This window comes from Metabacillus kandeliae (assembly GCF_021166585.1).
Lineage (GTDB): Bacteria > Bacillota > Bacilli > Bacillales > Bacillaceae > Metabacillus_B > Metabacillus_B kandeliae.
Window position 1 is genome coordinate 89,234 of the sequence record NZ_JAJOZE010000006.1, and the last position, 14,183, is coordinate 103,416.

Annotated in this window: 12 protein-coding genes; 6 read left to right on the top strand and 6 right to left on the bottom strand. The window is 44.2% G+C overall.

Annotation, left to right across the window (positions count from 1 at the left end; translation table 11 throughout):
* The first annotated feature begins 35 nt into the window (after positions 1 to 35).
* Both LRR81_RS13990 and LRR81_RS13995 read left to right on the top strand, forming a co-directional pair.
* On the top strand, positions 36 to 1,157 hold the full coding sequence (locus tag LRR81_RS13990; RefSeq protein ID WP_231789999.1) for a hypothetical protein: 1,122 nt from the start codon (positions 36 to 38) through the stop codon (positions 1,155 to 1,157).
* Between the two features lie 100 nt (positions 1,158 to 1,257).
* Complete coding sequence (locus LRR81_RS13995) at positions 1,258 to 1,722, top strand: hypothetical protein (protein ID WP_231790000.1); 465 nt, start codon at positions 1,258 to 1,260, stop codon at positions 1,720 to 1,722.
* Positions 1,723 to 1,791: 69 nt separating this feature from the next.
* On the opposite strand, the gene LRR81_RS14000 is transcribed toward LRR81_RS13995, so the two are convergent.
* Both LRR81_RS14000 and nagB read right to left on the bottom strand, forming a co-directional pair.
* Positions 1,792 to 2,514, bottom strand: a complete 723-nt coding sequence (locus tag LRR81_RS14000) for a GntR family transcriptional regulator (protein WP_231790001.1) — start codon at positions 2,512 to 2,514, stop codon at positions 1,792 to 1,794.
* 76 nt (positions 2,515 to 2,590) lie between these two features.
* Positions 2,591 to 3,328 (bottom strand): glucosamine-6-phosphate deaminase, encoded by a 738-nt coding sequence (gene nagB, locus LRR81_RS14005; protein ID WP_231790002.1) that lies wholly within the window; start codon positions 3,326 to 3,328, stop codon positions 2,591 to 2,593.
* Between the two features lie 457 nt (positions 3,329 to 3,785).
* Between nagB and LRR81_RS14010 the strand changes: the two genes are divergently transcribed.
* The 4 genes from LRR81_RS14010 to LRR81_RS14025 all read left to right on the top strand — a co-directional run bounded on the left by LRR81_RS14010 (position 3,786) and on the right by LRR81_RS14025 (position 9,436).
* The gene (locus LRR81_RS14010; RefSeq protein WP_231790003.1) at positions 3,786 to 5,510 is read left to right on the top strand and encodes a M14 family zinc carboxypeptidase; all 1,725 of its coding nucleotides are present in this window, start codon (positions 3,786 to 3,788) and stop codon (positions 5,508 to 5,510) included.
* Between the two features lie 144 nt (positions 5,511 to 5,654).
* Positions 5,655 to 6,539 carry a Cof-type HAD-IIB family hydrolase gene (locus LRR81_RS14015; RefSeq protein ID WP_231790004.1) on the top strand — a complete coding sequence of 295 codons (885 nt, stop codon included), beginning with the start codon at positions 5,655 to 5,657 and terminating at the stop codon, positions 6,537 to 6,539.
* Positions 6,540 to 6,627: 88 nt separating this feature from the next.
* On the top strand, positions 6,628 to 7,677 hold the full coding sequence (locus LRR81_RS14020; protein ID WP_231790005.1) for an LLM class flavin-dependent oxidoreductase: 1,050 nt from the start codon (positions 6,628 to 6,630) through the stop codon (positions 7,675 to 7,677).
* A gap of 256 nt (positions 7,678 to 7,933) precedes the next feature.
* Positions 7,934 to 9,436, top strand: coding sequence for a malate:quinone oxidoreductase (locus LRR81_RS14025; RefSeq protein ID WP_231790006.1), 1,503 nt, complete (start codon positions 7,934 to 7,936; stop codon positions 9,434 to 9,436).
* Positions 9,437 to 9,758: 322 nt separating this feature from the next.
* Here the strand turns inward: LRR81_RS14025 and LRR81_RS14030 are convergent, their stop codons facing one another.
* From LRR81_RS14030 to LRR81_RS14045, 4 genes are all read right to left on the bottom strand, one after another.
* The gene (locus tag LRR81_RS14030; protein ID WP_231790007.1) at positions 9,759 to 10,436 is read right to left on the bottom strand and encodes an ABC transporter ATP-binding protein; all 678 of its coding nucleotides are present in this window, start codon (positions 10,434 to 10,436) and stop codon (positions 9,759 to 9,761) included.
* Entirely contained in the window at positions 10,436 to 11,512 is a 1,077-nt protein-coding gene (locus tag LRR81_RS14035; protein ID WP_231790008.1) for an ABC transporter permease, read from the bottom strand. Before LRR81_RS14035 ends, LRR81_RS14030 begins: the two co-directional genes overlap by 1 nt.
* 94 nt (positions 11,513 to 11,606) lie before the next feature.
* The gene (locus LRR81_RS14040; RefSeq protein WP_231790009.1) at positions 11,607 to 12,986 is read right to left on the bottom strand and encodes a sensor histidine kinase; all 1,380 of its coding nucleotides are present in this window, start codon (positions 12,984 to 12,986) and stop codon (positions 11,607 to 11,609) included.
* A complete protein-coding gene (locus LRR81_RS14045; protein ID WP_231790010.1) occupies positions 12,983 to 13,654 on the bottom strand; it encodes a response regulator transcription factor in 672 nt (223 codons plus the stop codon). Before LRR81_RS14045 ends, LRR81_RS14040 begins: the two co-directional genes overlap by 4 nt.
* Positions 13,655 to 14,183: the final 529 nt, after the last annotated feature.

A 14,183-nucleotide genomic window follows, 5' to 3' on the forward strand; every position in this document is an offset into this window, starting at 1 on the left:
AACCGCATCCAACTCCAAAAAATAGGTGGGATATTGTGAAAAAAAGTTTTAAAACAGGATTTTGCTTATTAAGTATTCCGTATTTATTGCTGACAGGCTGTTCTCAATCAGCTGATACAAATGAGCAAGCATCCGGGAAAAAAGAAAAAACACAGCCAGCCGTAACGGAGCTCAAGCTTGATAAGAAGGAATTGCAAAAGTCTCCGAGATTCGCTAAAAAAGCAAACTATCAGGCAATCAAACCATCTGAAGACGCAAAACCGCTGAAAACGAATTTTACAAAGGATGAGCTTGAAAGAATTCCGGTGTCAGAAGCACATGGAGACAGCAGGGAAAGAAGTGTTCCTTTAGGTCAGACCTTGGCAAAAGGGGTAAAGGATGAGTCTGATGGACCGCTTCAGAAAAATCGGATTGTGGCGTATTACGGAAATCCAAATTCCAAGAACATGGGAATACTTGGGGAGCACAGCCCTGAAGACTTGATGAAAAAGCTGAAGGAACAAACGCGGAAGTATTCAGAGCTTGATCCTGAGAGGCCGGCTATTCCTGCTATTGAGCTGATTACAACTATCGCTCAGCGCAATCCGGGGGAAAAAGGATTATATGTGCACCATACACCGTCATCTGATATTGAGGAATATGCCAAACTAGCTGAAAAACATCATGGTTTAATTGTGCTGGATGTTCAGCTGGGGCGCGACACGGTCATGAACCAGGTGAAATCACTGGAAAAGTACTTGAAAATGCCGAATGTCCATTTAGCAATCGACACTGAGTTTCATGTAAAAGAAGGGCAGGTCCCTGGCGTGAATCTCGGGCATGTGGATGGCAGTGAGGTTCAGGAAGCAATTCAATATGTCTCAGATTTAACTAATAAGAACGGGCTGCCGGACAAATTTGTTGTAGTACATCAATTTGCAGGCAAAATCATTACAAACAAAAAAGCCATTCATCCTATGAAAAACGTGGAGGTTGTGCTGAATAATGATGGATTTGGAGTTGCGCCTTTAAAAACATCCGGATATCATCAGCTTGTGCAAAAGGAAAGCATCCAATACGGCGGGTTTAAGCTGTTCTTTAAGAACGATAAGCCGGTGATGACACCGAAAGACGTTTTGGCACTCGACCCGGCGCCTGCTTTTATTAATTATCAATAAAGGATACATAGTAAGCCTCTGTCAGGAACCCTGTCAGAGGCTTTTATTATATGAGTAAGAGTCAAAAAAATACATAAGCTAAAACTTAAGGAGTGGTGGAATGAAAAATTCAAAGTGGTTTTATTTATTGATGCTGTTCATACCGTGGCTATCCGTTCCGCTATTAGGAAGCCGTGCATTGAAAAGATACCTTCCCGCAGCCATTTTTATTTGTACTTTTACAAAAGCGGTTGATTTGTTTGGAGAGAAGAAAAAGTGGTGGAAATTCTATAAGGGATCTTCATCTTTCCAAAGAATGAACCTATTCAACTTAGGGCCTTATTTTGTAAGCAGTCTTTGGATGATGAGGTTTGCTTATGGCCGGTTTCCGCTTTATATCTTTGCCAATATGATTCTGCATATATGGTTTATTTACTTCGGCGGACTAAAACTTCTTGATCAATATAGAATCGGTTCACTGAGAAAGCTGACGAAATTTCAGTATTTCGTGATTGATTTTATCCGGGCTTTGCTGCTGTATGGGTTTCAATATGCGGCTGAGCTGAGCGGGAAGCAAAAGAAATGAAAAGGGGAATAAAGCAGGGTGTAAGACCAAAGCAGGCGGAGGGGATCAGAATCCGAACGTCCCCTCATTTCACCGCTTTGTTTCAATCATAAATTTATACCTGTCAGCTCTGTAGGAGGATTTGACGTATTCAATAGCCGTCTCGTCCTTTAAAAAGGTTTTTTGCTGAATGAGCATAATTGGAGCGCCTTTTTTGATTTTCAAAAACTTGGCTTCCACTTCATTGGCGACAGAAGATTCGATGACTTGTGAGCCATGGTCGATTTGAAGGTTCAAGTTTTCCTCAATATAGGAATAAACCGATTTTTTTACAATCTGCTCGGTAAGTCCTTTAATTAAGTTAGCCGAGATATAGCTTGTTTCCAAAGCCATCGGTACATCGTCAGCAAGCCGGATGCGTTTGATCTCATAGATCGGTGCATATTCCTGGATACCGAGCTGTGAAGCAATTTGGCCTGGTGCCGGGATGACTTCAAATGAAATGAGCTGGCTGCCCGGTTTGAGTCCTCTTGATTCCATATCTTCCGTAAAGCTTCTGAGACGGTAAAGCGGCTGTTCAATTTTCCGTTCAGAGACAAAGGTTCCTTTTCCTTGAATTCGGTGCAGGTAGCCTTCGTTCACGAGCTGGGTTAAAGCCTGGCGGACGGTCATTCGGCTGATTTGATATCTTTCGGCAAATTCTCTCTCCGTTGTAATCGCATCGCCTGGCTGTAATTCGCCTTTTTCAATCAAGTCCTTTATATGCTCTTGCAGCTGATAATAAATTGGAATGGGTGACTCCTTATTAATCATACTTTTCTTCCCTGCACCTTTCTTTCGTAACGTGAAAACTCTTTCATTTTATGGCAGAACACAGAGAGGAAAACCCTCAGCTGTTCACTATTAAGCCAGCAATCGCTGCCTTATCTGCAAGTATTGTAACATATGGGTGTTTGTTAAGCACAGAGGCCGGGAAACTTTCATCAGGGCTGCTGTTCAGCAGTTGCTTTAATGCTTCGCTTTTTTGTTTTCCGGATACGAGCAGCAGGATTTCCTTGCTTTTCATGATGCTGGCAATCCCCATTGTGACCGCTGCTTGCGGTACTGCTTCCAGACTGCTGAAATACCTCGCGTTTGCCTGTCTTGTTGAGTCTGTCAGCTGAACAACATGTGTTTCAGAGTCAAAGGAAGTGCCAGGCTCATTAAATCCAATATGGCCATTTTCTCCGATTCCGAGAATTTGCAGGTCAATCCCTTTGTGAGCCTTTATTAATGCTTCATAATCCGCGCAGGCTTTTTGAAGATCTTCAGCATCACCGCATGGGACAAAGGTATTTTCTTTTTGGATATCAATATGATGAAAGAAATTTTCGTTCATATAGCTGCGGTAACTGTTTGGATCTTTTCCGGAAAGTCCGGCATATTCATCTAAATTAAAGCTTGTCACTCCATTGTAGGAAGTGCCATTCTCTTTATGGTCGTCAATTAAGCTGGAGTAGATTCCTAAAGGAGTGCCGCCTGTAGCCAGTCCAAGAGTGATGGCTGGATTGTCCGCAACCTTCTTAATCATTATGTCTGCAGCGATTTTACTCATTTCCTTGTAATCTTTTGCTTCAATCAGTTTCATTGCTTTCTCCTCCATTTACATAGATATAGACCAAACTGCATCGCCGAATTCATAGCTGTTATCCAGACCGTATCTTCAAGCGGGCTCCAGTTTTAAACTCATTGACTGAGCTTTCTAAATCCACAATCATTTTAACACCTAATAAGTATAGATGTCTATACCAAAAAATACTGAGAAATTAAGGATAAGAGCAATTAAGTAAGGGTTATCAAGAAAATTGGTATATACATATGGAAAGGTTAATCTGTCGCTATACTAGTTATTTTCACATTTTGTTAGAAGGGCCGGGCTGTTCATAACGAACTAGCCCGGCCCTTTTATTTTTCGAGTAATTTTCAGAAAAAATAAAAATCTGAAACAATATGCAGCTCACCTCCGTTATACTATTGGAGGCAGCCTTTTTTTAAAGAAAGACTATTAGTCTGCCAAAATATGAAGGAGAAAGGAAACGGGGAATTTGAAAAACCTTTGGAAAACGATGCTCCTGTCCTTGGTGATTTTTGCAGGGTTCGGCTTCATCAATAAGGCCAATGCGGCCTATTCGGTGAATCCCAATCAAATCTATACTTATGAAAAAATGGCAGCTGATATTAAAGGGCTTGCTGCAGCCTACCCGGATTTGATTCATTACAAAGTGATCGGGAAATCAGAGTATGGACGAAATATCTATGCGGTCTCGATTGGAAAGGGATCAGCCCATGCTTATCTTAATGCTTCCCATCATGCAAGAGAATGGCTTACAACCAATCTGAACATGTATATGCTGGATCAATACGCAAAGAATTACGTATCAGGCGGCAGCATTAACGGCCTGCCTGCCCGCACAATCCTCAATCAAACTACGATTTGGTTTACCCCTATGGTGAACCCTGATGGTGTAACTCTTCAGCAATACGGAACAAAGAAATTTCCTTCCTCAGACCGTTCGGCCCTTATTAAAATGAATGACGGCAGAACGGATTTCAAAAGATGGAAAGCCAATGCAAAAGGTGTGGATCTTAACCGCCAATATGATGCCTATTGGGCGGATATTGAAAAGAATACAGGCAGGCCTTCCTATATGAATTTTAAAGGCTATTCTCCTGCTTCTGCCGCTGAAACGAAGGCGGTCCTGAAATTCACTGAAGAGATTAAGCCGGAAATGGCTGTCAGCTATCATACAAGCGGGCAAATTCTCTACTGGAATTTCCATCAGCAGGGAGCGATCTATTCAAGAGACTTATCGTATGCCAAGCAGCTTGGCAAAATGACTGGCTACACCCTTGTCTATCCAGGACCTAACCCGTCTGGAGGAGGGTACACGGACTGGTTTATTCTGCGCAAGCAAAAGCCTGCTTTTACGATTGAAATTGGCCGGTATAACGGAGAAACCAGCCTGCCGCTGTCTGAATTTGGGCCGGCTTGGGAGCAAAATAAAGATGTAGGGCTTTATATAGCCAAAGAAAGCTATCAGCTGATGCGCAACCGGGCCGGCAATGCTGCTGAAAAGACGGCTGCCGAAATCAGTAATCTAGTAAAATCGAGCAAATCGCTTGAGCCTTATTATTCGACCCGTGTGAAATCGCTCGCTTATTTGTATATTCCCGATACGTTCATGAACATCTATAACCAGTCAGATGCAGATGTGAAAAAGGCTGATCAGCTTGCGGCATCTCTTCCTGAGCCTTACAAATCAGCTGCTGTTAAACAAATTGCTGATGCGAAAGAATACAGGCTGAGGGCAGCCCGTTTTATTGACGGCATTAGAGCAGGAGATCTTGTCAAACGGGATGCAGGAATTCTGAACACTTCTATTCAAAAGGACGTTCTGAATGCTCAAACGGTGGCGCAATATGAGACTCTGACTTCGCAGCTGGCTAAATCCGAGAAGATTATTTCCAGAGTGTACGGCGGCCAGTACAGAGATTTATTCCGCGAAAAGTACATTACGCCATCCAAAATTGCCAGAGAAACGGTGATTTTCGAAATTTCCCGCTATCTGCTGCTTCAGGAAATTCAGCAGCTGAAAAAAAATCAGGGATCACCTGAAATTATCCAGGAAAAAACAGCAGTCTACCACAGGCTTGAAGTAAGATCTGTGAAAATCAAGGAAGAAGGCAACAAGCTCCACCCTGGCATGTATCCGGATCTGCCGGGATTTGAAACCGTTTTAGATCAGATGGCTGCAGAAATCCTCAGCTAAATTCGTGTTTTTAAAAGGCATCTTTTTTAAATAAGGATGCCTTTTTATTTTTCTAAAAAAATGAAATGCTAAGCAATTCCATTTTTCATCTAGAAAAAAAGAGTTATAATGAAAATGCTGAGTTTTACTGGAAGGAGAATGAAAATGAAATTATTTGCACTTGATATGGACGGTACAACCTTGTCATCAAAAAATGACATCAGTCCTGAAAATAGACAAGCGATCAAAAAAGCACAGAGCCTTGGGCATAAAGTGATGGTGTTATCCGGCAGGGCGCCGGAATCCATCAAAGGCGTTTTAGATAGATATGATATGGAACTTCCAATGGGCGGCAGTAATGGAACAGCCGTTATGGCAGATGGCAAACTTTTGGAGCTGACATCCTTAGCGGACAGTCAGGGAGAAATCATTGCCAAAGAGATTGAAAAGGAAACCGTTCCTTTTAAGCTTTATACGAATAAAGGAATCTACTTTCATGAGGAATGGACATCCCGCTTAGACAGGGTTCTTGAATCCGGCACTGTTCCGCCCGAGCATTTCGAGGATGAGAACTTCGAGAAGATGTGCAGGATTCCGGAAGAATCGGAAGGAAGGTTCCATGACATAGATTCCCTTCTGCAGGATGAGGAACTAAGCATTCAGAAGTTTTTTATTCTAGTATTGGATCCCGTCCAAAAAGAGCGGATGCTGACTGCCATGAAGTCTATTGAAGGTGTGTACGTCGCAACTTCCTCACCGTTTAATATAGAAATTATGAACATTAACGGCAACAAAGGGAATGGCTTAAAAGTGATGGCAGACTACTTCAATATCCCACTGGAAGAGACCGTTGCGATCGGTGATCAGAACAATGACATCCCAATGTTTGAAGCTGCCGGATTTGCAATTGCAATGGGAAATGCGCTGGATGAAGTGAAAAGATTGAGTGATTATGTGACGCTCACGAATGATGAAAACGGTGTGGCTCATGCGATTGAGTATGTGCTGAATTCACCTGAGTTAATGAAAGAAAAAGATCCTGTTTTGTAGGAAGCTGAAAGCCCGTCACTCCAATGACGGGCTTTTTATTTGTTCATGTTAAAATGAGGATAAAACGAACGATTCTGGAGTGAATGGAATGGAAATAGGCATCAGCACATTTGTCGAAACAACACCTGATGTAAAAACAGGTAAAACAATAAGCCATGCAGAGCGGCTGCGTGAGGTCGTGGAGGAAATTATTCTTGCAGATCAAGTTGGCTTGGACGTATTCGGAGTTGGCGAACATCATCGCCGTGATTATGCTGCTTCCTCTCCTGCTGTTGTCCTTGCTGCTGCAGCGCCTCAAACAAAGCGGATCCGTCTGACGAGTGCGGTTACAGTGCTTTCTTCTGCCGATCCTGTGAGGGTGTTTCAGGATTTTGCCACACTTGACGGCATCTCAAATGGCCGTGCTGAAATTATGGCAGGGCGCGGTTCGTTCATCGAATCCTTTCCGCTGTTCGGCTATGACTTAAACGACTATGATGAGCTTTTTGACGAAAAGCTGGACCTGCTGTTAACACTGCAAAAATCCGAGACTGTGACATGGTCCGGAAAGCATCGCGCGGCGATACCAAATCGGGGCATCTATCCGCGCCCTGTGCAGAACCCGCTTCCTATATGGATCGGAAGCGGCGGAAATGCCCAATCCGTTATTCGTGCAGGGGTGCTCGGACTTCCGCTGGTCCTTGCGATTATTGGCGGACGCCCTGCTCAGTTCGCCCCGCTTGTGGATCTGTATAAGCAGGCAGCAGCCCATGCTGGCCATGACGCAGCAAAGCTTCAGGTTGCTTCACATTCCCATGGATTTATAGCAGAGGATGATGAAACAGCAGCAGAGGAATTTTTCCCTTCCACACAGCAAGCCATGAATGTACTTGGAAGAGAACGGGGCTGGGGACACTATAACAGAGCAGCATTTGATGCGGCGCGCAGCACTGAAGGAGCCCTTTTTGCCGGAGACCCGGAAACCGTTTCCCGAAAGATCATTAACCTTCGCAAAGAAGTGGGTGTTACACGGTTCCTCTTGCATGTTCCGGTAGGTTCCATGCCTCATGCAGATGTGATGAAAGCGATCGAATTGCTTGGAAAAGAAGTGGCACCGGCGGTCAGGAAGGAAGTGGCTGAGTGGGAAGCCAAGCAGTAAGGTAAACTTATCCGGAAAAGTGACAATAAATAAAGCATCAAGGAAGTACCCCCCACTTTTTTTATAGATTTAGATAGTTTATAATTATTAGACAACAGTAGATATTTCATGAGGTAAATCATTATAATAGAATATGAAAACGTTCATATTTACACAAAAAGAAGCGCTGCTTGCCTGGACATCTAAATGGCTGGGCATATGGCGGTCTTAAGGCAGCGCTTACTCTTTTATATATGTATAGGGGATGAGGTTGAAAATGAGCAGCATACAGAAGAAGACAGATGTGATCTTAATCGGTGCGGGCGTCATGAGTGCGACTTTGGGGACATTATTGAAGGAGCTTGCTCCTGAGTGGAACATTAAAATGTTTGAGAAGCTTGAAAAGTCAGGGGAAGAAAGCTCAAACGAATGGAACAATGCAGGCACAGGGCATGCTGCTTTGTGCGAGCTCAACTACACGTCTGAAAAGCCGGACGGTTCCATTGATATCAGCAAGGCCATCAGCATCAATGAACAGTTTCAGCTCTCACGGCAGTTTTGGTCTTTTTTAGTCAATAAGGGTCTTCTTAAAAACCCGAAGGATTTCATTATGCCAATTCCGCATATGAGCATGGTGATGGGGGAGAAGAATGTTGCTTTTCTGCAAAAACGTTTTAAAGCGCTGTCAAAAAATCCGCTTTTCAGCGGAATGGAATATTCGGAGGATCCGGCAAAGCTGAAGGAGTGGATTCCTCTCATCATGGATGGGCGCAATCCAGGCGAGCCGATTGCTGCAACGAAAATTGACACAGGTACAGACGTTAATTTCGGTGCGCTGACACGCTTGCTGTTTGACCACTTGAAAACAAAAGGCGCAGAGCTTCATTATAAGCACATGGTAAAGGATATGAACAAAACGAGCGACGGTTTGTGGGAAGTAAAAGTACAGAATATGGACAGCGGAAAAACGGAAATCCATACATCTAAATTTGTGTTTATCGGCGGCGGAGGAGGAAGTCTGCCATTGCTGCAGAAGACAGGCATTCCAGAGTCCAAGCATATCGGCGGGTTTCCTGTCAGCGGACTGTTCCTGGTCTGCAATAAGCCGGAAATCGCTGAGCAGCATCATGCGAAAGTGTACGGCAAAGCAAAGGTCGGCGCACCGCCAATGTCTGTGCCGCATCTTGATACGCGCTATATTGCAGGCAAGAAAACGCTTTTGTTCGGACCATTTGCCGGCTTTTCGCCTAAGTTCTTAAAAACAGGCTCTAACCTCGACCTGATCGGATCTGTTAAACCGAACAATCTGATGACGATGCTCGCAGCAGGGGTAAAAGAAATGGGACTGACCAGATACCTGATTCAGCAGGTGCTGCTGTCCAATGAGAAACGTATTGAAGAGCTGCGCGAATTTATTCCGAACGCAAAAAGCGAGGATTGGGATGTTGTCGTTGCAGGACAGCGCGTGCAGGTGATTAAAGATACAGACGCAGGCGGAAAAGGGACCCTGCAATTCGGAACAGAAGTTGTCACAGCATCAGATGGCTCCATTGCAGCCTTGCTCGGCGCATCCCCTGGTGCTTCTACGGCCGTTCACGTTATGCTGCAGGTCATGAACCGCTGCTTCCCGCAGCACATCAAGGAATGGGAGCCTAGAATTAAAGAAATGGTGCCTTCTTATGGTGTATCTCTTTCTGAAAAACCTGAAATGTTCAGGGAAATTCATACTTCTACTGCTCAAACGCTCGGCTTAGACGAAAAAAAAGCGGTGTTAAGCTGAAAGATCCGGGCAAGAAAAGACAGAACCTTTGATCCTGATGGGGATTGAGGGTTCTTTTTTTAATTTAAAGCTATGTTAAAGAAGAATGGTGAGTTTTACGCACCTGTTGACCTGCGTTCCAGGCGGGAGACTCTTGCGGGAACAGCGGGACAGGTGAAACCCCGCAGGTGCTAAAGCGCAGAGGAGGCTCACCGCCCGCCCCGCGGAAAGCGGACGCCTGAGTACTGCAATCAACAGCCAAATTTAAAGAACGGCAGACCAAGATAGGGTGCAAAAGGAAAAGAAAAAAGGTGCTTTACCCTGCAGCAAAGCACCTTTCTCTTTATTTCTCAGCTAATCTCCCGTCTTCCATATAAATCACACGGGTGCAGAGATCGAGCATCCGTTTATCGTGTGTGACCATGATCGCAGCCTTGTCCCTGAGCTTCACTTCATCAGCGAGCATTTGGACAACGGACCTGCCCCGCTCTGAATCAAGGCTTGCTGTCGGCTCATCGGCCAGCAGAATTTCAGGTTCATTCATCCAGGCTCTGGCGATGGCGGCCCGCTGTTTTTCCCCGCCTGATAAGCTGTCTGGATAGTGATTCCTCCGATGGGATAAGCCGAGTCTTTCCAGAAGACTCTCTGATCGCCTTTGGGCCTGTTTATCCTTCTTTCCGGCTAATTCAGAAATAAGCAGAAGCTGATCCTGAACCGTTAAATAGGGAATGAGATTGGATGATTGAAAGACAAATCCAATTTTCTTCAGGCGAACGTGGTTCATTTTTTTTGGAGACAGCTGGCTGATGTCCTGGCCATCCAGCAGGATGCGGCCGCTTGTAGGGGACAAAAGCGCTCCTGCGATGGATAAAAAGGTGCTTTTTCCGGATCCTGAAGGCCCGGCAACGGCAATAAATTCCCCTGCTTTTACATTCAGTGACACATCTTTCAATACTTGAACGGTGCTGTCGCCATCTCCATATACTTTATTGATCTTTTCCAGCATTAGCTTGCTTGTCATTAAGCAGCCCTCCCAATGGCATCAATGGCATCAATTTTTACTACTTTGTACAAGGACAGCAGTGATCCTATCAGCGAAACGGCGAGAAACAAGGCGGAGCAAAGAATCACAAGCGACGGTGCGAGATCAAAAGGCATCGAACCTGGAAGAAGAGCAGCGAGTCCATAAGCCAGGAGTGCAGCAGCAGCGAGACTTAAAACCGTCAACAGCAGGATCTGCCCGATGATGGATTTCGCCAAATATCCTGAAGAAGCCCCAATGGCTTTCAGCACACCAAACTGATTGATTTTTTGAATCGTGACCACATAGAAAAAAACAGCGAGCACAAAGCCTGCAATGATAAACAGGAAGACAATCATCATCAAAAGGGAGCCTTGTTCTTCTTTATAGCCGGGAATTCCCTGTAAGGCCTCACTCTTCGATACAACCTCAAAGCCGGAAAGGTTTTTCTCCATACCAGCGCTTGTTTTTAGAGCGATTGCATTAAAGGCAGGGTCCGCCTTGTTTATCGCTTTCCATTCTTTAAAAGTGAGATGGATTACAGGGGTGTGGCTGAAGGACTGTGCTTTCGTGAAACCTGTAATGGTAAAGGTCTTGCCTGATTCCGAATCGCGAATTTGATCTCCTAAGGAAAAGCCCTCCTCCTTTAACGACTCGTCCGCTGCGACATTTTTATCGCTGCTGCCCGCTGGCATTTGGCCCTCTGCTAAGTTGGGCTTCAGCATGCTATCTGGATCAATCGCAAAAAAGGATGCATCAATCTTTTTATCTGACTTTTCTTTCGTGATGGCCCCCATGCGGATGGCCAGCGGGGCAGCCTGATCCTCTGCAAGCGTATGCTGCACCTGATGGACAATTTCATGGGATATAGATGACCGGTTCAGACGGTGATCGGCCTCCTTTTGCAAAAGGAAATAATCAGCCTTCATTAACTGGATCGAGGAAGCATTATCGGAAGACAGCCCTTTCGCAAGGCCTGAAACAAAAAGGACAAGAAAGGCAATCAAAATCATAATCGATCCGATCAGCAGGTAGCGCAGCTTCGCATGCTTCAGCTCCCGTAGTGAAAGAAACATCTATTGTTCATCTCCATTCGTGTTTTGGTTACAAGAAAAGAATATAACTTGAATATGAATGGAGCATGAACAGCGCATAACAAAAACCCTCCCGTTATCTTCTCGGAAGGGTTACCTGAAAAGCTGTTCCTTTGCCAGGCTCACTCTGTACATCAATCTTTCCGTCATGCAGATCAATGATCTTTTTAACGATGGCGAGGCCCAAGCCGCTGCTTGCTTGTTTTCTTTCTCTTGCTTTGTCGGCTTTATAGAAACGGTCGAAGATGAAGGATTGATCTTTCTTGGAGATTCCGATTCCTGTATCCGTAATCCTAACAATACAATGATCTTCCTGTTTTTTTAGTGAGATGGAGATGGTCCCGCCTGGCTCTGTGTACTTGATGCTGTTTGTAATCAGATTAGTCCAGACTTGATGAAGCAGATTTTCATCTCCATATAGAAAAGCTTCAGGCAGCTCAAGATCGATGGCCAGCTCTTTTTCCCGCCAGTGCCATTCGGTCATGAGAATCACCTGCTTAAGCTGGGCAGCCAGGTCGTATGTTTTTTTATCGAGCAGGCTCTCTTCTTTATCCAGGGAGGCGAGAGTCAATAATTGTTTGCTGAGCTGCGACATCCGCCTGCTTTCCTGCTCAATTATGGTCAAATAATGCTGGCGCTCTTCTTCCGGCAGGTGCCTGGATTGCAGCGTTTGGGAAAATCCCTGTATGGAGGCAAGCGGGGATTGAATTTCATGGGATACATTTGAAACAAATTCCTGTCTGCTTGCCTCAAGCTGATCAAGACTCTTCGCCATCTGTGAAAAGTGGGAGGCGAGACGCCCTATTTCGTCGCGCCGCTTCACATTCAGCTGAATATTGTATTTACCCGAGGAGATGCTTTTTGTAGCCTCTGTCAGCTTTGTAATGGGAGCTACAAGGTACCGGGTGCTGAAAACAACAAGCAAAACGCTGATGGCAAAGGTCAAGAGCAGCAGGACAGCCAAGAAGATTCTCAGTTCCCCGATTTGAAGCTCTGTGTCCGGCCGCATAAACATGGCGTACGGCTTTTTATTGATTGTGACAGGCAGACCGATCGTATTCTTTAAATCATTTTCAAAAAAGCCGGTGATAAATATTTTAGATGGATAGTCTCTGATGCCGTGATAAACTCCGCCTGAAAGCACCGTTTGAATCGTTTGGCGATCTAATGTGTTTTTCCGGAAAGCATGGCCGTAGAAGGTGCCTTTGTTCTTGTCCGTTACAAGATAGAGTTGATAGCCGAGATTGGAGACGTGGGTCAGATAAGAACCTGCCGGATCCTCCGGGTTTTCATCGTAAAAGGCTTTGACATCCTCTGCCATCTTCGTCAGCTTGGCATCATTAACAGGCTTTAAATAAAACTGGTAATAAGCATTTGATAGAAAAAACGCCAGCAGGCTGCTCATAATCATCACCAGCAGAGTGGTAAGAAAAAGCCTCAGATAAAGAGTTCTCACTGCTTCAATGCCTCCAATTTGTAGCCGATTCCGCGGACGGTCTGAATGTGGAAATCCTCAACTGATGCAAATCGCTCTCTCAGCCGTTTAATGTGAACGTCAATCGTGCGATCATCTCCTGTAAAATCCGCTCCCCACACTAATTGAATCAGCTCGTCCCGTGAAAAGACCCTTTTCGGAAAGCTTGCGAGCTGTGCCAGCAGTTCAAACTCCTTCATTGGAAGCAGGAGAATTTTGCCGTTGCTATGAACTTCGTAGCTCCGTCTGTCAATCGTTGTCCCGTTCAGCACAATTTTGTCAAGGCTCGCCATTTTATAACGCCTCAGCAAAGCTTTGATGCGAAATAAAAGCTCCTTCGGTTCAAAAGGCTTTGTGACATAATCATCTGTGCCGACGAGGTATCCTTTTTCTTTATCAGATAGCTGATCCTTTGCAGTTAGAAGAATAACGGGGAAATTATAGCTGCTGCGGATTTCTTCACAAAGCTGGTAGCCGTCTTTATTCGGCATCATCACATCCACTACAGCTAAGTGAACCTGCTGTGATAAAAGCGTTGCTGCTTCATTGCCATCTGCTGCTTCTGACACGAGATACCCTTCTGTTTGGAGGGTATGACGCAGCAGCTCGCGGATATGCGGATCATCATCTGCTACTAATATGTGAATCATGGATATAACCACCTAATCAATCATTGGCTTGCTGAATCATTTTATATGATTATCTTGCTCTCCGTCATCTAACAATCCGTTTTTTATGGTTCATATAAATTAAACCATTATTTTGAAAATAAAATAAGTTACAGCACATGTAAGGGTGTACTAAGCCATGATTTACTTGAAAACTTAAATTAACTAATTTCAAGATGAGTGATTATTCAATAGTTTTACCAGACATTACAATAATTGATAAGGATTTAATCTTCGGTAAAAGGCAGTACATAACTTATGCAGGAAAAATGAATCAGGATACAACACAGCAAGTTTTTTACTTTGACAATAAAGAAAAGCCAATTTAAATTGCTGTGACTCTTGTTTTTCACACGTGCGTATCTAGGGAACGAGTTTTTACATTACTAATTGCTAAGCTAAAGATAAACTAGAGATGAAATTTTTATTAATCTGATATAGTATAAATTAAGGTTAAACCAAAATTGTAAAGAAATGATAGATCGGTATATTTTTGGGAGAATAAAAATCT